Origin of the sequence: Robinsoniella sp. RHS, assembly GCF_001029355.1 — a bacterium.
GTDB lineage: Bacteria > Bacillota > Clostridia > Lachnospirales > Lachnospiraceae > Robinsoniella > Robinsoniella peoriensis.
The window spans coordinates 1-23136 of sequence record NZ_JNGB01000010.1; the positions used below are offsets into that span (position 1 = coordinate 1).

Annotated in this window: 20 protein-coding genes; 9 read left to right on the plus strand and 11 right to left on the minus strand. The window is 40.8% G+C overall.

What is annotated here, in order from left to right:
- The coding region (locus tag RHS_RS05270) for a transposase (RefSeq protein WP_047832538.1) at window positions 1-309 on the minus strand (309 nt) is incomplete at its 3' end.
- Window positions 310-524: 215 nt separating this feature from the next.
- Between RHS_RS05270 and RHS_RS05275 the strand changes: the two genes are divergently transcribed.
- Window positions 525-1829 carry an IS30 family transposase gene (locus tag RHS_RS05275; RefSeq protein ID WP_047832539.1) on the plus strand — a complete coding sequence of 435 codons (1305 nt, stop codon included), beginning with the start codon at window positions 525-527 and terminating at the stop codon, window positions 1827-1829.
- A 633-nt stretch (window positions 1830-2462) separates the two neighbouring features.
- Here RHS_RS05275 and RHS_RS05280 read toward each other — a convergent pair.
- The 5 genes from RHS_RS05280 to RHS_RS05300 all read right to left on the minus strand — a co-directional run bounded on the left by RHS_RS05280 (window position 2463) and on the right by RHS_RS05300 (window position 10954).
- Window positions 2463-5612: a glycoside hydrolase family 38 C-terminal domain-containing protein gene (locus RHS_RS05280; protein WP_047832540.1), complete on the minus strand. Its 3150-nt coding sequence runs from the start codon at window positions 5610-5612 to the stop codon at window positions 2463-2465.
- A gap of 121 nt (window positions 5613-5733) precedes the next feature.
- On the minus strand, window positions 5734-7776 hold the full coding sequence (locus RHS_RS05285) for an alpha-amylase family protein (RefSeq protein ID WP_047832541.1): 2043 nt from the start codon (window positions 7774-7776) through the stop codon (window positions 5734-5736).
- Between the two features lie 34 nt (window positions 7777-7810).
- The gene (locus RHS_RS05290; protein ID WP_027292591.1) at window positions 7811-8650 is read right to left on the minus strand and encodes a carbohydrate ABC transporter permease; all 840 of its coding nucleotides are present in this window, start codon (window positions 8648-8650) and stop codon (window positions 7811-7813) included.
- On the minus strand, window positions 8640-9542 hold the full coding sequence (locus RHS_RS05295) for a carbohydrate ABC transporter permease (protein ID WP_242849038.1): 903 nt from the start codon (window positions 9540-9542) through the stop codon (window positions 8640-8642). Before RHS_RS05295 ends, RHS_RS05290 begins: the two co-directional genes overlap by 11 nt.
- Before the next feature lie 14 nt (window positions 9543-9556).
- Window positions 9557-10954, minus strand: a complete 1398-nt coding sequence (locus tag RHS_RS05300) for an ABC transporter substrate-binding protein (RefSeq protein ID WP_047832542.1) — start codon at window positions 10952-10954, stop codon at window positions 9557-9559.
- A 384-nt stretch (window positions 10955-11338) separates the two neighbouring features.
- Here RHS_RS05300 and RHS_RS05305 point away from each other — a divergent pair, with 384 nt between their 5' ends.
- A complete protein-coding gene (locus tag RHS_RS05305; protein WP_027292588.1) occupies window positions 11339-11734 on the plus strand; it encodes a hypothetical protein in 396 nt (131 codons plus the stop codon).
- Between the two features lie 142 nt (window positions 11735-11876).
- Here RHS_RS05305 and RHS_RS30205 read toward each other — a convergent pair whose 3' ends face one another.
- On the minus strand, window positions 11877-13610 hold the full coding sequence (locus tag RHS_RS30205; RefSeq protein ID WP_052377662.1) for a sensor histidine kinase: 1734 nt from the start codon (window positions 13608-13610) through the stop codon (window positions 11877-11879).
- On the minus strand, window positions 13607-15238 hold the full coding sequence (locus tag RHS_RS30210; RefSeq protein WP_395021411.1) for a response regulator: 1632 nt from the start codon (window positions 15236-15238) through the stop codon (window positions 13607-13609). The genes RHS_RS30205 and RHS_RS30210 overlap by 4 nt, the downstream gene beginning before the upstream one ends.
- Window positions 15239-15510: 272 nt before the next feature.
- Here RHS_RS30210 and RHS_RS05320 point away from each other — a divergent pair, with 272 nt between their 5' ends.
- On the plus strand, window positions 15511-16278 hold the full coding sequence (locus RHS_RS05320) for an EFR1 family ferrodoxin (RefSeq protein WP_027292586.1): 768 nt from the start codon (window positions 15511-15513) through the stop codon (window positions 16276-16278).
- A gap of 229 nt (window positions 16279-16507) precedes the next feature.
- Here RHS_RS05320 and RHS_RS30215 read toward each other — a convergent pair whose 3' ends face one another.
- Window positions 16508-16627 (minus strand): DUF1648 domain-containing protein, encoded by a 120-nt coding sequence (locus tag RHS_RS30215; protein WP_395021440.1) that lies wholly within the window; start codon window positions 16625-16627, stop codon window positions 16508-16510.
- 201 nt (window positions 16628-16828) lie between these two features.
- Here RHS_RS30215 and RHS_RS05325 point away from each other — a divergent pair, with 201 nt between their 5' ends.
- Window positions 16829-17740: a DUF2268 domain-containing protein gene (locus RHS_RS05325; protein ID WP_047832543.1), complete on the plus strand. Its 912-nt coding sequence runs from the start codon at window positions 16829-16831 to the stop codon at window positions 17738-17740.
- Window positions 17741-17933: 193 nt separating this feature from the next.
- Here the strand turns inward: RHS_RS05325 and RHS_RS05330 are convergent, their stop codons facing one another.
- Entirely contained in the window at window positions 17934-18452 is a 519-nt protein-coding gene (locus RHS_RS05330) for a nitroreductase family protein (RefSeq protein ID WP_027292584.1), read from the minus strand.
- A 178-nt stretch (window positions 18453-18630) separates the two neighbouring features.
- On the opposite strand from RHS_RS05330, the gene RHS_RS05335 reads away from it, so the two are divergent.
- Window positions 18631-18987 carry a helix-turn-helix domain-containing protein gene (locus RHS_RS05335; RefSeq protein ID WP_027292583.1) on the plus strand — a complete coding sequence of 119 codons (357 nt, stop codon included), beginning with the start codon at window positions 18631-18633 and terminating at the stop codon, window positions 18985-18987.
- Window positions 18988-19006: 19 nt separating this feature from the next.
- Here the strand turns inward: RHS_RS05335 and RHS_RS05340 are convergent, their stop codons facing one another.
- Entirely contained in the window at window positions 19007-19240 is a 234-nt protein-coding gene (locus tag RHS_RS05340; RefSeq protein WP_027292582.1) for a hypothetical protein, read from the minus strand.
- Between the two features lie 231 nt (window positions 19241-19471).
- Between RHS_RS05340 and RHS_RS05345 the strand changes: the two genes are divergently transcribed.
- The 4 genes from RHS_RS05345 to RHS_RS30220 all read left to right on the plus strand — a co-directional run bounded on the left by RHS_RS05345 (window position 19472) and on the right by RHS_RS30220 (window position 23053).
- A complete protein-coding gene (locus RHS_RS05345; RefSeq protein ID WP_027292581.1) occupies window positions 19472-19783 on the plus strand; it encodes a DUF6442 family protein in 312 nt (103 codons plus the stop codon).
- Window positions 19784-19787: 4 nt separating this feature from the next.
- Window positions 19788-19994 (plus strand): helix-turn-helix transcriptional regulator, encoded by a 207-nt coding sequence (locus RHS_RS05350; RefSeq protein ID WP_027292580.1) that lies wholly within the window; start codon window positions 19788-19790, stop codon window positions 19992-19994.
- A 304-nt stretch (window positions 19995-20298) separates the two neighbouring features.
- A complete protein-coding gene (locus RHS_RS05355; RefSeq protein WP_395021416.1) occupies window positions 20299-22272 on the plus strand; it encodes an ATP-binding protein in 1974 nt (657 codons plus the stop codon).
- Window positions 22273-22303: 31 nt separating this feature from the next.
- A complete protein-coding gene (locus RHS_RS30220) occupies window positions 22304-23053 on the plus strand; it encodes a response regulator (protein ID WP_395021419.1) in 750 nt (249 codons plus the stop codon).
- Window positions 23054-23136 lie beyond the last annotated feature (83 nt).

Sequence of the window (23136 nt, forward strand, 5' to 3'; positions counted from 1 at the left end):
GGGATTAATAACCTCCTCCTCCGGCACCATATCCAGAAAGTATTTAAAAGACATATCATACCTGGAACGCTCTACGACATCAACATCCGATAGATCATAAATTGCTTTTAACAGCAGATATTTAAACATGCGGATAGGTGGAACTGCATTACGTCCGTTATCAAGACAATATTTATCAATTAACTCTTCATAAATAAATCCGAAGTTTACGAGTTCTTTTATCTGTCGGAGAAGATTATTCCTGGGAACCACCAATTCATATATTTTCATGTAGGAACTTAATACTAATTTTTGTTGTTGATCTACCATAAAAACACCGCCTTTATTTGATACATACATTATATCAAAAATAGACGGTAATATCTACTTTTTCAGTGGCCTCGAGAAAACCCCTAAAATGAAATTTTAAATTCCATCCCCACATTTGTGGGTGGAATTTACTCCTGCACAGTAAAGGTTTACTCTTTCATATATAAATGATATGGTTATCTTTCTTTCTGACAGCAGTAGAAAGAAGGATATCTATGAGTAAATATATTCCAGGAAACCAGAAGCACCTTTCCCTTGAAGACCGCATTTATATCGAAAATGAACTGAACAAAGGGGAATCATTTAAGAACATTGCCCGCTTTCTTTGCAAGGATCCAACGACCATTTCCAAAGAAGTAAAGGCTCACCGTCTATCAGACTGGTATCACAAAGGCACCTTCTATAATGCCCGTAACTTTTGTGTGAAACGTTTCCATTGTAAAAAAACGAATGCCTGCGGCAAGATCATCCTTTGTGGTGTAAAATGTACCTCCTGTCCTACCTGCAATCAGACATGCAGCGATTTTGTAAAGGAACAGTGCAAACGATTAGATAAAGCTCCCTATGGCTGCACAAAGAGGATCAATCATTGCACGATAGCCCATAAATATAGATACGATGCACGTTTTGCTGATAGAAAATACAGGGAAAAACTTTCCCGCTCCAGATCTGGTGTGAACATGACAAAACATGAAATGCACAAAAAGGATAGAATTATATCTCCCTTAATCGAACAGGGACAATCCCCCTACCAGATCATTACGAACCATCCCGAACTGGATATGTCTGTCCGATCCTTATATACCTATCTTGATCAGGGTCTGTTTACAGCCAGAAATATTGATTTGAAACGTAAGCCGGGGTTTAAACCTCGGAAATGCCACAAAACACAGATCACTAACAGAACTGTATTTGAAAACAGATTATACAGCGACTTTTGCGGGCTGCAATTATCCTCTTTTGTTGAAATGGATACGGTTCACTCGTCCAGAGAATCCAGCAAGACCCTGTTGACCTTCTTCTTTACCAAGGACAAGCTCTTTCTTGCCTTTCTCCTGAATCGTTGCACAAAAGGGGCTGTGCGGATCATCTTCGACCGCTTAGAAAAGCGGATGGGAACTTATGAATTTTTCTCTGTCTTCGAGCATATCTTGACCGACAGGGGCTCAGAGTTCGGAGATCCTGTCGCTCTGGAAACAGGAATAGACGATTTCCAGCGAGCCAGCATCTACTATTGTGATCCCATGCGTAGTGGACAGAAGGGTGGACTGGAACAGGCACACACGATGCTTCGCATGGTGCTCCCCAAAGGGACCAGTTTTGAATTTCTGACTCAGTGGGATGTAAATCTGATTGTGAATCACATCAACTCGACTCCACGAGAAAGTCTGAACGGCAGAACACCCTATGATGCTGCAGTAGAGACACTTGGAGAAGAAGCCTTAAACGCATTTCAGCTTAAGCGCATTGAGCCTGATCAGGTCAATCTAACACCTAAGCTGATTCGCATTAACCGTTAACAACCACCTAGAAATCTGCTGTCGGACTAGAAATTAAACTTTCACATTTTTTCAATGTGACCGGTGGAATTTAGTCTAGCACACTACCTTCCAGTGGTCTGTTTTTCATGTCCTGAAATCAACTTTTTTCTAAGAAGTTGCTCTTATTATAACAGAAATATGCGTTTTCGGCCTATAAAACTCCAAGAAAATCAGTAACTTTTAAATAGGTGTGGAATTTACTTCTGCACTGGAATTTACTTTTTCAAGTTAGCCCTCGAGAAAACCAGCTTTGTATCAATAAACTGCATCCCGGAAAGAGAAGGGGGCGGACCATGGCAGGCGTTTGGAAGGCGTATAGCAGATCTGAGCATTTACTTACCTTGCCGGAGTGTTTTTTGGCGGATAGTATTCGACTGGCTCCCATCGGATACTAAGCGGGCAGTGAGCTGCGAAATGCATCAGGATTTCGGAGCGAATGCCCGCGTGCCGCCAAAAAGCGCTCTGGGAAGGTTAGAAAATGCCAGTTCTGCGGTAAGCCTTCCAAACGCCTGCCATGGTCCGTCCCCTTCCTCAGCTAAACCCCAATTTAAGATAAAATTGTTCTCTGTAGTACTAGAACGTTCAGCTACGGAGAAATATATTCAAACATTTCTACCTCTTAACTTTAAACGTCAAAATCTCATAAGGCGCAATCTCTATCTGAAAGCTCTTTTCATTTACAGCTTCCAGTCTTTCTTCTTCCTCAAGCAGATTGCATCTGTAAATCTCACGCATTTCCTGTGGAAATTCCACTGTCACTTTTGTTCTCCGATTGTAGCATTCATACATGCGGACTACCACATCATCACTGTCTTGTGCAGGTTTTACGACTTCTACTATGACATTTTCTGCTGATACGGACACAGTGCTGTACTCCTTCGCCAGGTTTCCGCCTTCCAGCTTCTTTACATTTGCGGTCATGGGCTGGTTCAGCTGATATGCCTGTCTGGGTACATTTCCCTGACGCCAGCCATCTTGATGAGGATATAGGGAATATGTAAATAAGTGCTCTTCCTGATCGGCCTGTGGATTGGGATATATACCGGATTTAATCAGGGTAAATCCTACCGTTCCATCCTGTACATGGACTCCGTATTTACAATCATTCAAGAAGCCGATACCGTATCCGTCTTCCGAAATATCCATCCATTTCTGATAGCAGACTTCAAATCTTGCCTGATCCCAGGAAGTATTTTTTACCAGATCCCGTTTTATATTTCCATACTGGATTTCAAAGGTTCCTTCTTTGCTGTGTATTTCTACAGGGAACAGTGCTTTCAGCAAGGTCTGGCTCTCCTTCCAGTCCACTCTGGTCTTCATATCAATTCTCTTTGTGTGGGAATACAGGTAAATCGTCTGTTCAATAACAGAATCCTGATACTTCCATTCCAGTTCAATCGCATATCGCAGGGGACCTTTTTCACTGACTTCCATACGGATCAAATGATCCACTTCCCAGCTTCTCTCCTGATAGTAGTCATAGATATTCCAACCGTCAAAATCATGGGGTTTGTCCTCATATGCCATAAGTACATTTGCCCGGTGTCCTATCTGCAATAATTCCCGCCCTTCTTCTTTGTCATAAATAGAGGTAAACTGCCCTTTATCATTGAAGCAAAGGTGATACCACTTTGTTTCCACTTCACCATTTACCAGGGCGAACTCTGTAAATAGATTTGCCTGTGCCGCATTTTGCTCCGTAATATCTTGTTTCAATACCTGCGACGACTTTTTATCTTCTGCCATCTCTTCATCAACCGGTTCAAACACACAGTACCCCTTCGCAGGTACATCCGCTGCCAGGAATATCCTGGAACCGTCACTGTTTTCCTGGATGACAGACACGGTACCGCCAGTCTTAAAACTGCTTACTTTCCGGCTTACCGGTTCCGGTATCTCCAGAATGTCTGTATTTTGAAAACTATTCGGATTAAACACAGCGACGATTCCCCTGTCTCCTGCAATCTGATCTGTCATTGTCTGAAGCAGTTTTTCTTCCAGGGCCAGGAGTTTATCACCGAGGATTTCATATTCCCGCCTGGAATCCTCATATACTTCCGCAACGGAAGAACCGGGGAGAATATCGTGAAATTGATTCCTCATTAGAATTTCCCAGCATTCAAGGAGCGTTTCCCTGTCATTTGGAATGGAAAGCAGTGTATTTGCCATAACAGACCATAACTCACTTCTGCCCAGCAGAAATTCTGATTTCCGGTTAGACCTTTTATTTCTTCCCATGGAAGTATAGACACCTCTGTGGTATTCCAGGTACAGTTCGCCATACCACTGGGGCATCCTCTTTTTCCCTTTTACTTCCTGCTCCAGCTCCCGGAAGAACTCTATTGCGGAGGACTGTCTGGTTCTGGGGCATCCGGGAATTCCAAGAGCAAGCCTTCTCTGGGTTTCCAGCATTTCCTGCGTAGGCCCGCCGCCTCCATCCCCGTATCCATAAGACAGCAGTATCTGGCTGTTCAGCTCCTTTTGCTGATACCTCTGCCATGCTCCCTTTATCTGGGCAGGTGTAACATAGCCGTTATAATTTGTTGTAAAGGCAGAGTAATGTTCATTATTTGTTCTCACACTGCGGGTAGGCGAAGAATAGTCCCTGGCACAGATAAAATGTGTCAGCACCTTCGTTCCGTCAATCCCTTCCCAGTAAAACGTATCGTAAGGAATCTGGTTCGTCTCATTCCAGCTTATTTTCGTAGTCATAAAATAATCCAGTCCGCACTTTCTCATGATCTGCGGTAAGGAGGCGGAGTATCCGAATACATCCGGCAGCCACAGTATATGATTTTTCTTTCCGAACTCTTTTTCAAAAAAGCGAATGCCGTACAGACACTGCCGTACAAGGGATTCTCCGTTAGGTATATTACAGTCTGGTTCTACAAACATTCCGCCTTCTACTTCCCATCTGCCCTCTGCCACTCTTTGGCAGATTTTTTCATATACATCGGGAGCATCTTCCTTTACATACTGATAAAGCTGAGGCTGGCTGGACATAAATATATATTCAGGATACCGGTCCATCAGTTCCAGTACCGTAGAGAAACTTCTGACTGCCTTATCCCGGGTCACATCCAGCGTCCAGAGCCAGGCAATATCGATATGGGTATGTCCGACACAATGAACCACCGGGCTTACCCCACCGTTACAGCTGTGATACAGTTCCTCCATAATGCAGGCTTTAGCTGCTTTAATACCTTTGTGAAAATCCGAAGAATGGGGTTTTCTGAGATCCAGATGCCCACATGCTGATTCCAGGGCAGCGATAAGCTTCCGATAGTTTTCCTCGTCTTTTTCCAGAAGGCACGCCACCTGATATGCAACCCGCAGGTCATAGTACAGTTCTTCAACTTCTTTATCCACCTCACGGATTTCTCCACGAAGTAATATTGGCCTGTTCTGGTATTTCGTATAGCTTCTTAATTCCAGATCAAACACTTCCTCTTTCCGTCCATTTTCCGTTAAAACTGCCGTTCTGTGGTTCACATCCATCCCCTGAATCCGTTTCTGATTAACAAATAACTGAAACTGGGGATTTACGGCATCCCATTCTCCTTCTCTTCCGGTAGAGAGACAAAACTCCACATATTTTCCCTCAAAACAAGCCGGCAGAATAATTTTATGCCGAAGAACAGAATGAACACCATCTTCCCATTTCTTATCCACATCAAAATTCTCCAGCAGCACCGTATTGCAATACCGCATGACATTCAAATCTTCCAGTAATTTCCCCAATCGTTCTTCTCTGAAATCCATATATTTCCTCCTCATATTTATAAGTTTTTGCCAATGCCACATAAAGTAAAGAAACCCATCACCTGATCTGCAATGGCTTCCTTTACTCTTTTAATTTAGTAATAACATTTTCTCATTGTCATTACTCTTCAATTTCTATCACCGAAAACAATTTCAGCTCCGGCAGATAAATGGTCGTTCTGCCATCCTCTCTGGTGATTTTAAGTTCGGTATTCTTTTCTGCAATTGTTGCTTTGCTGATCTCTCCCGGTATCTTAATTTCAATATGAAACATCGGTGCTACCGGGGAAGTTTCCTGCTCATTAATCGCTGCATAATAGCGCTTATTATCTTTCTTCCACCCCAGTATTTCTACAAAGGATGGTGCGTTAGACTCAAATTCCAGGTCTTTGCACAGACTCTTTAAGATCCTGCCAACTGCGCGGCGGCTCATGTATGGTCTGGAATTCTCGATTGGAGCGGCAAACCAGAGAATTTGTCCCTCTCCAACTTTTTTCCTCACTGCCACAGGCCTGTCGGTATAGATTCCCGGAGGGTTGGAGTGAATGGATGAAAATTCACATTTACCGGTCATGGTATAAGGCAGAGTCAGCGTAGCCAGTGTCTCATAATCTCCTTTGAAATCCAGAATTTCCATTTTACTCTGTACATTCATTGGAGATTTCTTTGCAAATTCTCCAAAATATTCCTTTCCTGCTTCCGTAGAACTCATATATGTAACGTTGTGTTCCGTCAGTCCCTGATATTCTGCTTCCAGAAGCTCCAGTAAACGCTCATGTCCCACATGCCCGCTGAGATAAATGTTTCCGCCTCCGCGCACATACTCTTCGATATCCTCCATTTCCTCATCATGGATGACTGCCGCATCACAGATTACAAGGGCATCGCTTTCCAGCCCCTTTAACTTTTTGCTGGGGATAACGTCAAACGGAAGATTTTCTTCCCGCAGGATCCTGCCCATGTTGATATGGGTATCCATAAAACTTTTATTGCATTTTTCTCCTGTTACCGGATTACCGTTATCACTCCAGCTGCATTTTGACCTGCTTGGGAACCATACACTGATATTGGTAAGCATATCACCGCTCACATATTTTTCATAGTGGCGGCTTTCATCAAATACATTCTTAACCGGACCGGTATAGACTTCCTCACACAGTGTTCCGTCGGGGTTCGCACCATCACAGATGGAAAATGCCCCATTATGTGCCAGTGCTATGATGGTATGCAGCATAAACTCTTCTTCCGTCTTTGTGGTAGTATGATAGCTCAGTCCCGGATCACATCTGGAAGAAATAAATACAAACGGAAGAGCTTTGCTCAGATTGCGGTAATATTTACACATATACGTCTGCTGCATAAATCCTCCGTATAAGTCACCACCTACATAATCACTTGCCTCTGCCACCAGATCGGTGTGGGCATATTCCCATGGATCAGCCATCATGGACAGATTGTGTTCGATAGTAACCTGCGGTTTGAAAGATTTAATAACATTCGTTGAAAATGCTGCAAAATCACCCATCCACTCTTCACGGATACTCTGCCACTCCCGGAATGCCGGATCACCCCAGTCAATTACTCTGGGCATTTCTCTTCCCGTCTGCTCAAAATATTTCCTGCGGCAGCTTGGGCAGTAACATACTTCCGGGAAAAACGGCATATCCAGAAAAATTGTCTCAAAATCATACATTTCCGTCATTTCAGTCAGACAAGCTTTCACATAAGCTCTGTATTCCTCATTATTGGGGCATACAATACCATATCTGCCTTTTCTGCTCATGAAATCACTTGCCGGATCTGCTTCTTCTCTGGATGTTTTACCGTATCCATTTATCATACGCCATTCCGGGTGATTTTCATATGCCCAATTATCAAAAATTTGAGAAAAATATGCTTTTACGGCAATGTTGCGGCTATGGCATAATTCAATCATCTCTCCTACATAATCTCTGCCTCTTAGCCCTTTGTGCATCCTCCCGATTTTGGTGGGGTAATGTGCCAGCCCCGTATGCGGCCTGCATTTTACTACAATCTGCTGTGCGCCTGCATTTTTCAGCAGTTCTACTAACCCTTTCGGGTCCACATTGGACATAAATTCATCATTCCAGTCATCAATATGCATATCTAAAAAAATCCTTCTGTAATTACCTTCAAACCACATAAAAACCTCCTGTTATTTCATAATTTTTTTAAACTCAACCTTTCACTGCTCCTACCGTCATACCTTTCATAATCTGCTTAGAAAAAATCAGATATATAATCAATATCGGCAGAATGGAAACCAGCAGCGCTGCCATATAAAGCGGGTAATTAATATTATGTTCTGAGTTAAACATACGAATTCCAATTGATATTGTTCTTAATTTTTCATTATTCAATAAAACCAGCGCAAAGGGAAATTCATTCCATGCATTCATAAAAGAAGTAATAATCAGTATGGCAACTGTCGGAGAGCACATGGGGAAAACAATACGGCTCAGCAGGTGAAACGTGCTGCATCCCTCCATATAAGCTGCTTCATCCAGTTCTACGGGAATCGACTTGATATAATTTTCTGTCAGCATAACTGCGAAGGGCATGGAAAACGCCAGGTAAGGCAGGGTCAGCGTCCAGGGCTTGTCCAGCATACCCAGCGTTTTAAACTGTAAGAACACCGGGATCAGCAGCGACAGCATAGGAATTACCATTCCAGAAACAAACAACAGGTAAATTGCCTTTTTAAAGCGGAAATTATATCTGGATATGAAATACCCGGTTACCAGCGCACATACCACTGTTAAAACTACATTTATCACTCCTAATATGGCGGAATTCATAAAGCAATTCAGAAACCCGCTGGATTGTATGGCATCGATAAAGTTCTGTACATACAGACTGCGGGTCAGGCTGATGCTGTCCTGCATAAATTCATTGCTGGTCTTTAATGCTGAATTAATCATCCACAAAATCGGAAAAATGCAGGAAACTGAAAACAGCATGAATATGATATTGACGATCAGTTTCAATATTTTTACGGGAATATTTTTAATGTTCATATGATTTTCCCTCCATTAGCCGCTGTATTCCTATCGTTAATCCCATGGAAACCACCAGAATGACCACTGCCATCGCACTTGCATATCCCATTTTCATCTGCACAAAAGAGGTATTGTAATTATACAGCGACAATACACTGGTGGCTCTTCCAGGTCCTCCTCCTGTCATTACCATAATATGGTCAAATGCCTTGAAAGATCCGGCAAAACAAATCATCAGACAGATTTTCAGTGTATCCCATATCAATGGGATAGTAATATAGATACTTTTTTTGAATCCGGTTGCCCCGTCTATCTCAGCCACTTCCATAATATCCTTTGGAATAGTAGCAACTGCTCCCATAAGCAGTACCAGATAATATCCGATAAACTGCCAGATTACCGGTACTGCTACAGAGAACATGGCGATCTTAGGATCATCCAGCCAGGGTTTAATCCACTGTTCCAACCCAATAGACCTTAATATATGATTCAGAATACCAAAATCGTTGTTGTAAATCAGCTGCCACATAAGACCAATGACAACCGCCGCAATAATACTTGGAAAATACATAACTCTGCGGTGTAATTCTACAAATTTAACCCACTTCATGGTAAAGAACAGGGTAAAGAGAAACGCAATTCCTACCTGTCCAATCACCATAAGAAATGTAAATAAAATCGTATTTCGGAAAGACAGCCAGAATGTATCATCTTTAAATAGCGCAATATAATTTTCAAAACCAATAAATTTCTTTGCCGGACCTCCTGACCATTCAAAAAAGCTATAACCAAATGCGAACAGAGTAGGAATAATGATGATAAAAATATAGACGCCGACCGGAATGCTTAAGTAAGCCGCTAACTTTATGCCTGAGGGCATCAACGGATTCCTATATTTTCTTTTTTTCACATTGCCACCTCCAACTATTTTTTCGCACTTTCATGAGCTTCCTGTAATTTTGCAGCCAGTTCTTCTGCATTGATTGCTCCAATGGACATTTCCTGGTACCCTACATAACTGGCATCCATATATGCCGTTGATAACTGAACTTCCGGGCATCCCACAATTTTGTCGTGTGAATTATACATTTCCAGAAATTCTGCAAAAAACGGATTCAATTTACTTTCATCATAATCAATATTCTTAGCTGTTGCTAAAGAACCGCCTTCAATCAGAAGCGTCTGGATTTCCGGCGCGGACATTTCTTTCAAGAAATTAATTGCTGCTGCCTTCTGTGCATCCGTAACATTGGCACTGATGCTGATTCCCCAGCCCTGACCTCCGACGATCTGGTTTTTCAGGTCTTCTTTCCCTTTTACCGTCGGGAAGATTGTCATATCGGTAGTATCCAGTATTTCCTGAGGCGCTTCACTGATTAAATTGGATACGGACCAGGATCCTTCTATGTACATGGCTGCTTTCTTGTCATAATACAGCTGTCTTGCCTGATTTGGGTCCAGACTGTTTACATTTTCATTAAACAGACCCATCTGCATCAGCTCTTCCATATATTTAATCGCTGCTACTGAATCGGGATCCTCAAAAGAAGCACCATCATAATTTTTTACTTTGTCATACCAGTCACTTTCATTGAATTTCATCAGAATACCAGGCATTACCTGGGAAGCAATTGCATATTTTCCTTTATTTCCAGTAGCCAGCGGAATATATCCTTTCTCCTTTAACTTCTGAACAGCATCTTTAAATTCCACTTCATCTGCCGGGAAACTATCCATCCCGCACTCTTTAAAAATTTCTGTATTATAATAAATAACATGATTTGCGATACTGCACCTTGGAACTCCCAAAATCTGTTCTCCAAAAGTATAATCTCCAAACATACCGTCTGCAAAAGTATCTGCCCATTCCGACTCTTCTTTTAAAATCGGTGCCAAATCCAAGATCTGTCCATTTTCATAGAAAGAACTCATCATGGAAGGCAGCAGCATAGCTAAATCGGGAATTTCATTGGCGGCTGCCAGTGTTTTGATTTTCGTCTCATATCCCGCTTCCTGCCCTACAATTTCCTCTTTCAAGTCCACATCCGGATATTTTGCCTTAAAATTTTCTACAACCTGATGCATCATAATTGATTCAATATCCCCGTTTTTGATGCCTTCTTCCGTCCCCATATGCATGATGGTCAGTGATACCTTTTCTCCCGAAGAAGAGCCCCCTGTTTCACCTTTGCTTTCCTGAGTTCCCTGGGTACTTCCAGTATCCTTAGATGTATCGCCTCCCTGGCCTCCGCATCCCGCTAAAGTTCCACCAAGCAACGTCGCTGCCAATACAACCGCTAAGATTCTTTTTCTTCTCTCCATAATACCTCTCCTTATCCTTTTCTGTTTGTTTTTTACATCCTTAGTATAACGAATGAAACCCACTCCAAAAAACCATATAATCTATGAAAACATCCAATATTCTATTCTTTTATACGTTTAAAGCACATAAAATACCTATTTTTCTATTCCTTTGTCTATATTATACAATCACTTTTTCAATTAAGCAAAAAGATATGATCAGGTTTACAAATTTTTTAACCGTGGGTAGCTCAATTGTCAGAAAAGTATCATGTCATACTCATTAAGATTGACAAGTAAATTTTAAAGTGATAATATTTACTATATATAGGAAAAAGAAAGAGGTGAATCCATTGGATTCTGAAAATAAAGTTTATTATGAGTAAGCGACGGGAGGTTGAGTCTATGAAGAAAAAATATGTATTTCTCAATATCATAACTGTTTTATTTCCAATAATATTTTCTGGGCTTATTCCTATTTTTATATTGGATAAACTGGATCGATTAGCCCAAATGACCTATAATCCCTATCCAAGATATTTGGCGAATAGCATTAGCGGGATTATATTAGGATTATTGTTAGCTTTATTGTTCTTTCAGTATATTTCAAAAGCAAGTCATTTAGTTGTGGGATTCCTGATTGCTTTTATAGTGTCCTTGTTACAGGAAATTAATTTATACACCCTTATCGTTACATTCAATGGAAGTACAGGCTCGCCAACATTGATTCATATGTTTTTAGGTATGTACTTATTTTTACTTATATATTCAATATATAAAAAGAAACAGGAAACCAGATAGGGGTTCCTATACCCCATCAGAATTGTGCCCGTGCCGGGTACATATTAAAATACCGTCAGCCAATCGGCTGACGGTATACAAAAATTCAAATTATTAAAGATTTAGCTTACAGAAAGTTCGCAACATTTCCGGAATTCTCCCTCTACTCCTCATACTCCACTAACGGCTGTATCACCCTGGCTATTGTCCCTCCACACGGCGCCTCCTGAAAGAATAGCCCATAATTCTCCCCAAACTGCAGTTTAATCCTCTGGGCAATACTGCGGATAGCCATGCCCTTCTTTTCTTCACTCTTGATATCCGCCAGCATCTTCTTCATTTCTTCCATATCTGCCGTTTCACCGTCATCCTCTACTTCAAAGTAAAGCCTGTCATCCCGCTGGTAAATCCGGATATAGATATTGCCCTCTCTTCCGGTGGGCAGAACTCCATGCTGGATGGCATTTTCCACCAGCGGCTGTATTACAAACCTCATAGTCGCCCATTTTTTCACTCCCTCCTGGATCTCAATATGGAATTGGATCTGGTCTGACACGCGCAGTTCCTGAATGACAATGTAATTTTCCATATAGCGCACTTCTGTTTCCACAGAAATAAGCCGGTGTCCCGAATTCAGGGTCAGTCGGTATAAATCTGCAATAGCCAGTACCACTTTTCCTGTCTTCTCCGCTTTTTCCAGCCTGCTCATCCAATATGCCGTATCCAGATTATTATATAGAAAATGAGGATCTACCTGTGCCTGCAGTGCATTTAACTCAGCCTCGGTCTGCAGCACTTTTCCTGTCAGCACTTCATTGACCAGTTCATTCATGCGTTTTGTCATTGCATTGAACTGCCTGCTCAAAATCCCAATCTCGTCATTGCTCTCAAATTCCAGCTGAACGTTGTAATTATCTTCCTTTACTTCCACAATCTTATTCGTCAGCAGCCTCAGCGGCCTTAAAATACTTCTTGCAAAAATAAACGTAATCCAGAAACATAACATCGTACTGACTGCAATTCCCAACAGTAAAAGACTGCGTATCTTACGGTTTTCTGCCAATAATTTAGTAATATCAATACCACTCATAAGGGTCCATCCGGTATCCGATATATCAATTCCATAAACTAAAGTATTCTTTCCACTGTTAATAAAGGGCATCTTTTTAGCACTGCGCACATCCTTTATGTCAGATTCCACCATCTCTGTTTCCCCTGCATTTAGTAATATTTCCCCCTGGGAATCAACCAATGCAATATAACCAGGATACGTGTCTATATACTCCTGAAACTGTTTCTCCGTTTTTGAGACAGGAATATTAATCCACTGTGTTCCCAGTGTTTCTTTCAAATTCTCTGTATTTTGGATGCTCCTCAACAAAGTCAGGTATTCTGCATTCCCATTTTGATCCCTTTCCCCGGTTCCCGTCCATAGAATTTTCCCTTTCATCGCTTCAAGCTGCTTCTCTTGTTCTTCTCCCAGATCATAGGAAGTAAGCCCTCCGGCACTTAAGATCAGACCATTCTTCCCCTGTATAAAAATAGATTTCACAAAATGATTCTGTCCGGTATAAAACATCAGGCTTTTTGCCACCTGGTTCTGGTGGCGTACCCGCTCCTGTTCTGTCATGGATTCAGCCAGCAAGGTGGCACGTACGTCTTGATTTTGAATGATAAAAAGAGACAGGCTGTGGGCATAATCCGTCACATATGTTATATTTTCAGAGATATTATTGAGTATATAGAGAGAGGCCGCCTCCTGCTTCTCCCTCACAATTTCCAATGCCTTTTGATATAAAAGTGTTCCTATGATGGCCATTGGAATCATTGACATGGCAATTGCCAGTAAAAACACCTTAATATTCAAGCTTACAAACCTGGATTTTATCTTCTTCAAGTTATTTTTCCATCCTCTCGCAAGTCAATGTGATTTCTATATTCTTTTGGTGAGTATCCGGTATACTTCTTAAATACCAGGTTGAAATATTTGTAATTCTGGTAGCCTGACTTTTCCGAAACCTGATATATTTTTAAATCCAGATTTTTTAGCAGCTCTTTTGCCATATCGATCCGGAACTGGTTCAGATAATCGCTGAAATTCATTCCGGTCTGGGATTTAAATACCTGGCTGAAGTGATTTGGCGTGATATAAAGTTCCGCTACGATCTGGCTGATGCGGATTTCGTCCATATAATGTTTAGCTATGTACTGCATAGATTTCTGTATAATCAAATTATATTTCGCACCTTCTGTAGAATTTAACACCTGTACAGTTTCCCGGCATAGATTCAATATATACCGCTTTAAAGCCGAAAAGCTTCCGATGCCTTCCATCTCCCTTAAGCAGTCCCTGCTCTCCCCCGTCACTTCCAAAGGATTGATGGACATCTCTTCTAAATTAGAAGCCACAATCATCCAGATACGCACACATGCTGTTTTCACCTTTTCAAATTCTGTTTGTTTCTGATAGGCTTCTTCAAAAATGTTCTGAACAATCTCAAGCATTCTGTCCCCATCATACTGAAGCATCGCCTGTACCAGTTCATTTTCTTTCTTCTGGATATTCAGATAAGTTTTCCTCTCTTTTCCCATACTCTCATGATAGTGAATCATATACTCTCCCGGCATATAAGGTCTGCACCGCAGCGCCTGCAGTGCCTCCCGGTAAGATTGCCTTATCTCTTCTATCTTATCTTTACGATCTCCCAGAGATACCGTAATATAGAATCCCAACTCACCCTTTATTTGCTGATAAAGCCTGCTCAAAGCTTCTCTGTCCGCCTTTTCTTCCTGTCCCTGCTCCATCAGGATCACCACAAAATGCGTGCCATTGTCCCGGAACACCGTCTCCTGAGACGACAGTCCCAATATATTTCTTATGGACTCCTCTATGGATTCTTCCAGGCAGCGCCTTTCCTCCACAGAATGCTGTGTCAAAAGGAAAAAATCATCCACCGAAATCAGTAAAACCCGATAACAGGGACCTGCAAACTCAAGGCCCAGCTTTGAAAGCTGCCCTGTCACCTCTTCCCTTCTCGCCTGATCCGTCAATTTCTCACTGATCAAAGCATTCAGCAGCCTGCTGCGCACATAATCGTAATTTTCTTCCACAAAAGTCTGCTGAAAAATTTCCCGTTCCTGACGCGCCTTTTCTTTTTCTATTTCTTTTTTTAATTTTACAACTGTCTCCAGCAATTCATCGGCGTCAATTGGTTTCAGTAGATATTCAAAAACTCCAATCTGCAATGCCTGTTTCGCATAAGAGAAATCATCATAACCACTTAGAATTACAATTTTCATCCACGGGTAAGCACTGCGGATTCTCTTGGATAAGGACAGCCCATCTTCTCTCGGCATCCGAATATCCGTCAAAATAATTTCCGGCTGTAATTCTTTTACTAACTCAAACCCGCTGACTCCATTAGCTGCCTCACCGCAGATCTGAAATCCTTCCTTTTCCCAATCCAGGGAAAGAATAATGCCTTTTCGTACAATAAAATCATCTTCCACAACCAGTATCTTCATAATTTTTAATCCTTTCGGTCCGCTCAGAAACAGACTCCCCGGTTAGTCCACAGTCTCCATTGTAACGTTCCGGATGCTTTCCATCTCTGCATGTTCATATAAATTTACTATAAAACAATCATTTCATATTTGCAATATAAACATCCTTTTCCATGCCACTCTTATCTTTTGTGCTGCACTTCTTACCACGGCTATTGACGAACGGTTTATTCTTCATTATACTTTAAGAAATAAAAACACCACAAAGCGTGTTAAAGGCGGTGAATCTTATCATGATCGGAATCTATTTTAGCGGCACAGGCAATACCAGACATTGCGTAGAAAAATTTACAAAAGCATATGACCCTGAAGCAATCGTTTATTCGATTGAAGACATTCGGCTGCCAGAACTAATCCGCAGTGAAACAGAGATTGTATTTGGATATCCCACACAATACAGCAGCATGCCAAAAATACTGCGCGATTTTATGATCCAAAATCAGGAGCTATGGCAGGGAAAAAAAGTTTTCATTCTGACAACCATGAGAATGTTCAGTGGAGACGGAGCAGGTGTATTGGCAAGACTGCTGGAAACTTTTGGTGCAGCGGTAACCGGCGGTTTACACTTAAAAATGCCAGACAGTATCAGTGATGAAAAAGTTCTGAAAACTACATTAGAAAAGAACAGACAGCTTGTCACAGAATCAGAAGAAAAAATAAAGAAGGCAGTACAAAAATTACAGATGGGCAAACCTCCGCAAGAGGGATTAGGTGCTTTCAGCCATCTTGCCGGGTTGTTTGGTCAAAGGCTGTATTTTTACAATAAAACAAAACGATATACAGACAAGCTAACCATACATTCCAAAAAATGTATCGGATGCGGTAAATGTGTTAAGTTATGCCCTATGAAAAACATCGTTATGGAAAATGGCATTGCCAAATCGGGAGATCAGTGTACTATGTGCTATCGCTGCATTAATCATTGTCCAAAACAGGCAATTACATTATTAGGTCATCGTGTATATGAACAAGGCTGGATAGAAAAATATCTGCAAAAATAAAATACGGAGGAAAGTCTATATGCATACCTTACTCATTTTAAATCTGATCATGCTATTCATAATAAATTTGATTGATTCATGGTACGTGCGAATTTAAGTTACAGTTGTCAATTTTTCAATTTCTGATTTACCTTTACTAACTTGAGAATCCAAAAAAGCATATCTCCAAATAATATTAGTATGAAAGCCGGCAGAAACAGTGATGGTAATTCAATCACTAATTCTGTTTTCATTGTAAGATATCAACCTCTCCAGAAAAGTTATGATGCATAGGTACATTTTCTGGTATATTCGTCCAATTCACTATCAGATATATGGCTGTCCCTATTATCATAATAAGACACAACATATTTATAGCAATATCAAATTTACTATTCTTTATCTTCAACCCATCGCCTCCATAACTTCAAAATTATAGGTATATTCTACCATTTATCAATACCATTAGCAACGATATTATGTACTTACAAAAATACACAAAAAACTATTGACCTTCTCGTCGCGTCAACTTGTATGATAACTATAGATCAGATAGAAAAGGAGCAATAATATGGAAATCAAGAATATACGATCAGATGTAATTTACAAGAAAATGATATCTGTCCCTATGGAAAAAAAGAACGACATATATCGTTATGAAATGATGAAACCCTTTGAGAAAAAATGGGCTTGTTACTGCGTACCGCTCAAGGCGAAGCAGGAAAATGGTTATGACGTAATTATGGCAAGTAATATGTTAGGATATCTGAATCCTTCAGAAATAGATAAGAGCCAGGAAGAAAGCGTTCAGCTGCTGTCTGATGACGCATTTTGGAAAAGCTGCCAGCACTCCATAGAAGACGCACTTGGCCGGTTTGAACATGCCGGTATTGAATTACCGGTTCAGAAATATTTATATACTATTCTGCTTGCAGATCCCCAGAGTCCATATACCATACTTAGCGATGGCTATTCCGGCGACGGCGGCATACCTGGATACATTTTTGGTGCAATTACACCAAACGAATACACCATTGGGCGTATACCGGCTGCCCTCGCTCATGAGTGCAACCATAATGTGCGGTTTCAATTTGAGAAATGGCATGATGATATATCCCTGGCAGGTATGATGGTCACGGAGGGTTTGGCTGAAAACTATGCCACCTTCATCTACGGAGAAGAAAAACTGGGGCCCTGGGTCAGTAAAATAGATATGGACACTCTGGACAACTATATAAAACCACTCATCCGAGATGCCCTGGACGTGAAAGGAATGGATAACTTAACATCATATCTCTATGGGGATGAAATTGCAAAAATGCAGGGTTATTTTCCTGTGGGTCTGCCCTTTTGTGCCGGCTATGCATGTGGGTATTATATGATTAAGCATTATTTAGAAAAGACGTGTAAAACCATTATTGAAGCAACACTTATCCCTACCGATGAAATACTCAGAGAAATAGAGGATTTTTGGGAAGATTAAGGAATGTCAATTGTTATCAGGGCACAGGATTCCATTGTCCTGTACCAGCTTTGTATCAATAAACTGGATCCCATTGGATACTAAGCGGGCACTGAGCTGCGAAATGCATCAGGATTTCACAGCGAATGCCCGCATGCCCCAAAAAGCGCTCACCCCTTCTCTTTCCGAGCACCTAATTCTTTCAACAGTTATTCTAAAGTTTCTCGTATGAAACCAGTTCATCCACCGGGATACGTGTTTGGCTGTGCCGATTGGGATCCCCTTCTTCTTGGGCAGAATATCCAATCACCAGTATATTAATCGGCTCCAGGTTGGAAGGAATATGAAATTCTTCACGCAGGATATCCGGTTTAAAATAGCAAACCCAGACACTTCCCAGTCCAAGTTCAGTCGCCTGAAGCATCATATGGTCTGTCAGAATTGAAGCATCAATATCCCCTGTCTGCTTTTTATCAAATGGGCGAACCCATGCTTTATTGTGATCTGCACACACAATAATCGCCAACGGTGCATGAAATACATTTGCTGCCTTTTCAATCTTTGCCATACCTTCCGCTTCCTGAACAACCAGCAAATGAACAGGCTGAAGATTTGCCGCAGTCGGCGCTGCATGTGCTGCTTCCAGAATCTGATCCAGCTTTTCTTTTTCTACCTTCTGTTCTGTATAAGAACGCACAGAAGACCTTTTTTTCGCAATCTCAAGAAAACTCATAATTACCTCCTTTAATCAGGGTGTTAAATTGTAGTAAATAGTATCTGCCTGCAGGCAAAGGTTGATATATTTACCAACTTCAGCTATAATTATAGCATTAATATTCATTAGAACAAGTATGCACTTTTATGGTATATAGTACCCAAAAAGATAGTGTAAAAAATACAGAGGTGAAAAAATGAAATGTCCAGGCACATATAACTGTCCCGTGGAAGCCACACTAGAACTGATTGGCGGTAAATACAAAGCACTGATTTTGTTTCATTTGATAGAAGGGACCCTTCGTTTCAGCGAACTGCACCGGAACATTCCAAATGCTACTCCTAAAATGCTGACACAACAGCTTCGGGAGCTGGAACGTGACAACCTGATTTTGCGTACTGTCTATCCGGTTATCCCCCCTAAAGTAGAATATCAGCTTACAGACTTTGGAAAAAGTATTATTCCTGTTCTGGAATCTATGTGTGACTGGGGGAGCAACTATCTTAGCGGGCTTGATCTGACAGTTACTTCCGCGTCATCCGAAACAAAATAAAGCAAAATTCAAAAACCTGTTATTCTATAATCTGAGATTTTCTTTTCTTCTTTTTCTCTGCCTTTTCCTGCCTTTCTTCATACATTTCCCGTATCCAAATTTTAACCGGAGCTTTCCACTGCTCCTTCTTATTTGGGATGTTTTTTATCAGACTTTTCGGATTTAATCCCATTTCTTTTGCCATTCGTATCTCTTCTTCTGATATCCTGCATTTTTTCTTTGCCTCATCCCACAGCTCTTGTTTGTATGCCATTCCAATCCCCTTTCTGACCGTACATTTCTATTTCTTCTTAACTTTTTTTTGATTTTAAGGATAACAATTGTTGGTGTTATTATACCATTCATTTCCAGATAAAACAATTGAGAAGAAGACCGTCTTTTTATTTTGCAAAGAAAACTTTGCAAAACTTATTGACAAGTACGCTTGGCAGATGTATGATAGTAATGTAAAGAAAACTTGGCAACCTAATCAGGAGGTATTGTTATGAATAAAGAACAGATTTTAGCAAGAAGCAGAGCAGAAAAAACAGATGAAGGCATGCAGCAGGCAGAAAACAGAGGACGCAGAATAGGTATCAGCGCCTTTTGCCTTGTATTTATTTTTATAGCTATATTTAACGTATTTAATGGACAGCATAGTTACGCACCCTACGCAATGTTCTGGGCATTTGTTGCAGCCGAGGCATATCCGAAATACCGTTTCACTAAAAATAAGGCATACTTAATATCTACCGTTGCCGGTGCCATTGCTTCCATAGCTTCACTGGCAAGCTTTGTTATAAGTGTGTTGAGGTAAAAATATGGATGAAAAATTAGTACTAAAAAATAATCTGAAAGAAATACGGTCAGAACAAAAGCTCTCACAAAGCCAACTGGCGGAAATGGTGGGCGTATCCAGAAATACCATTAGTTCTATTGAAACAGGGCAGTTTAATCCAACTGCAAAATTAGCTTTGATTTTATGTATTGCATTGGATAAAAAATTCGAAGATCTCTTTTATTTTTAGCAGAGTGGACCGTCCCGCACAGAGATTAAGGTGCCGGATGGTCCATTTACATCCTCCCTTAATCCTGGAACGAATAGCCGGTAATGATATGCTTTGAGTATCTTCTGCAACTTCCAATGGGACGGGAATACTTTACCCATCCGCCATGGAAGCTTCTTACAATCTCCTTATATTTTTTACAGTTTGTAAAATCAACTTTCAAATAACATTGTTATATTGCTTTATCCGGTATTATCAGATATAATAAATGCAAGATAGCTTTATCATATTATATCTAAATTACTTTCTGAAAAGGAGTCCGAATATGGAGATGCCATTTATTGAAAAAGAATATGATATGTTTATAGAAACAATTGAAAACAGCGCAAACAAATGTATTTTTGATACCGATATCACTTTTCTTTACGGTAATATAAATTTTTATCAGAGTACTGGCTATACAAAGGAAGAATATTCATCCCTTTTCCCGAATCTCCGTCAGTATTATAGAAATCATACAGATGAATTTTATAAAATCAGAGATTCTTTAACTCATGCTCTTTCCCGGGGCAAAAAAGGTTTTTCTCTGGATTGCCGTTTGCCTGTTAAGAACGGCGGCTTCATTTGGATACGTATCACTGGAACTATCACAAAGGAAACCGTGGATGGACATCCGGTTTTTTATATGATCAACTCAGATATCAGCGATTTGGTTCGGTTGAAAGATGAAAAAACAGAGTATTTTGAGTGGCTGATGGATGAGTATATCGGGAATATCTATATAAGTGATATGGATACTTATGAATTATTATTTATAAACCGCACCGGCACTGAAACTATGAATACAACTTGTGAGGAAGTTATTGGGCGACCTTGTTATGAAGTAATTCAGGGAAGAACCTCACCATGCCCTTTCTGCACCAATGACAGATTACGGACAGATGAATTTTACGAATGGGAATTTTTCAATCCGGTACTCAACAGAACTTTTATGATTAAAAACCGTCAAATTAACTGGTACGGCCACAAGTCACGTATAGAACTGTCCTATGATATGTACAGTTCCGAGTTTAAGCTGGCTAAAAAAGAGCGTGAACGTGAAATTCTACTCCGGACTCTTCCGGGTGGATTTGCCCGTCTGGATGCCAGAGATTACAGAACCATTCTTTGGTATGATGCCGACTTCTTAAGGATGATCGGTTATACAAAAGAACAATTCGAAAAAGAATTGCATTCGACATGTGAATATTTGCATCCCGATGACTTAAAACGTATTGAGCACATGCTAAAAGAAATAGAGGGAACCGAACAGAGTATTATTATGGAAGCCCGGATTATCACACGCAGTGGAGAAACCAAAATCCTGACCGTTACTTTATGCTATGCAAATGGGGAAGACAGCTGGGATGGTATCCCTTCTTTCTACACTGTTGGCATTGATGTGACAAAAGACCGTCGGGAACAGGCACGCCAGCAAACAGCACTGGAAGAAGCCTACATGGCGGCACGGATTGCGAATTCAGCGAAAACTAAATTTCTGTCATCTATGTCCCATGACACTCGTACCCCACTGAATGCTATCATTGGCATGACTGCTATTGCAAGGGCAAATCTTATTGCACCTGAGAAAGTGAATGATTGTCTGAACAAAATTAACACCTCCAGTCAATATCTTTTAAGTCTGATTAATGAAATATTGGATATGTCTCAAATTGAATCCGGAAAAATTGACCTTCATCCCGAAGAAATCAGCCTTCCGAACCTAATACAAAATGTTTCAGATATGTGCAGATCGTTGCTGGAAGAAAAGCATCTGGAATTTGAGGTTTATGTTGGAAAAGTACTCCATGAAAAAATTATAACTGACGGTGACCGCCTGCATCAGGTTTTTATGAATCTGCTCTCCAACGGGATCAAATATACCCCTCCCGGCGGAACCATCAGTCTCAGTATTAATGAATATCAGCCTTTTAGCCAGAATCAGGCCCAATATGAATTTATAGTTACAGACAATGGCATTGGAATGACAAGTGAATATATTCCCCATATTTTTGAACCCTTTTCACGTGCTGAAGATTCTCGTATCAGCAAAGTTCCCGGTACCGGGCTGGGAATGTCTATCACCGAAAATATCGTAAAAATGATGGGCGGCTCCATTGAAGTAAAAAGTGAATTAGGTAAAGGAAGTAAGTTCACGGTTTCCATTCCTTTTCATCTGGCAGACAAAGAAGAATCAGTAAACCACGAGCTGGCAGGGCTGCCTGTTCTGATCATAGAAGACGAGCAAAAAAACTTGTGAGAATATTACAGTATTTTTAGAAAAGCTTGGGATGCAGGGATACTGGGCATCATCCTGTGCAGAAGCACTGGGCATCATTTCAGCCGCACATGCCCGTTCAGATGAATTTTCCGCAGTGCTTCTGAACTGGGAGATGCATGAAAGAAATGGCTTGGATACAGTACAAAATATACGCAGATGCCTGGGAGAAAGTATACCTATTATCATTATCACATCCTATAATAACCCAAATATAGAAGATGAGTTCTTGAAAGCAGGAGCAAACGCATTTATTACCAGACCACTCTTTATTTCAAAGATTATAGATGTTTTCCAGTTGTTCTGTTCTGATCATAAAACAGAAGATGATATTGTTGAAGAAGACACAAATATTACTTTGGAGGGAAAACGGATTTTGCTGGTAGAAGACAATGAACTGAATCGTGAAATTGCATTCGAGCTGCTTAGTATGCAGGGAATGCTTATTGAAACAGCCGAAAATGGCCTGGATGCCGTTCAAGCCTTCCGCTCTTCTAACCCAGGATATTATAACGCAATCCTGATGGATATTCAGATGCCCGTGATGGATGGCTATGAAGCAGCCGCAGCAATTCGTCTTCTGGACAGGGATGATGCAAAGACGGTACCCATCCTGGCAATGACCGCTAATGCCTTCATAACCGACATCAGCAAAGCTTACAGTGTCGGTATGAATGATTACATAACAAAGCCTATTGATGTGAATGGGTTAAATAGAACCCTGGAAAAATGGATCCATCAGACTGATAATCACTTCTTATGAAAATACCATTACAATGGGCCGGAAGTCTTATTTGACTTCCGGCTCTTATCATTCCTCTTTTCTTACCGCAATCTTTTGCAATA

Bases quoted from the DNA above. Each gene is read 5' to 3' on its own strand.
- RHS_RS05275 (WP_047832539.1), top strand. From the start codon at position 525: ATGAGTAAATATATTCCAGGAAACCAGAAGCACCTTTCCCTTGAAGAC.
- RHS_RS05280 (WP_047832540.1), bottom strand. From the start codon at position 5,612: ATGGATTTCAGAGAAGAACGATTGGGGAAATTACTGGAAGATTTGAAT.
- RHS_RS05285 (WP_047832541.1), bottom strand. From the start codon at position 7,776: ATGTGGTTTGAAGGTAATTACAGAAGGATTTTTTTAGATATGCATATT.
- RHS_RS05290 (WP_027292591.1), bottom strand. From the start codon at position 8,650: ATGAACATTAAAAATATTCCCGTAAAAATATTGAAACTGATCGTCAAT.
- RHS_RS05300 (WP_047832542.1), bottom strand. From the start codon at position 10,954: ATGGAGAGAAGAAAAAGAATCTTAGCGGTTGTATTGGCAGCGACGTTG.
- RHS_RS05305 (WP_027292588.1), top strand. From the start codon at position 11,339: ATGAAGAAAAAATATGTATTTCTCAATATCATAACTGTTTTATTTCCA.
- RHS_RS30210 (WP_395021411.1), bottom strand. From the start codon at position 15,238: ATGAAGATACTGGTTGTGGAAGATGATTTTATTGTACGAAAAGGCATT.
- RHS_RS05320 (WP_027292586.1), top strand. From the start codon at position 15,511: ATGATCGGAATCTATTTTAGCGGCACAGGCAATACCAGACATTGCGTA.
- RHS_RS30215 (WP_395021440.1), bottom strand. From the start codon at position 16,627: ATGTTGTGTCTTATTATGATAATAGGGACAGCCATATATCTGATAGTG.
- RHS_RS05325 (WP_047832543.1), top strand. From the start codon at position 16,829: ATGGAAATCAAGAATATACGATCAGATGTAATTTACAAGAAAATGATA.
- RHS_RS05330 (WP_027292584.1), bottom strand. From the start codon at position 18,452: ATGAGTTTTCTTGAGATTGCGAAAAAAAGGTCTTCTGTGCGTTCTTAT.
- RHS_RS05335 (WP_027292583.1), top strand. From the start codon at position 18,631: ATGAAATGTCCAGGCACATATAACTGTCCCGTGGAAGCCACACTAGAA.
- RHS_RS05340 (WP_027292582.1), bottom strand. From the start codon at position 19,240: ATGGCATACAAACAAGAGCTGTGGGATGAGGCAAAGAAAAAATGCAGG.
- RHS_RS05345 (WP_027292581.1), top strand. From the start codon at position 19,472: ATGAATAAAGAACAGATTTTAGCAAGAAGCAGAGCAGAAAAAACAGAT.
- RHS_RS05350 (WP_027292580.1), top strand. From the start codon at position 19,788: ATGGATGAAAAATTAGTACTAAAAAATAATCTGAAAGAAATACGGTCA.
- RHS_RS05355 (WP_395021416.1), top strand. From the start codon at position 20,299: ATGGAGATGCCATTTATTGAAAAAGAATATGATATGTTTATAGAAACA.
- RHS_RS30220 (WP_395021419.1), top strand. From the start codon at position 22,304: ATGCAGGGATACTGGGCATCATCCTGTGCAGAAGCACTGGGCATCATT.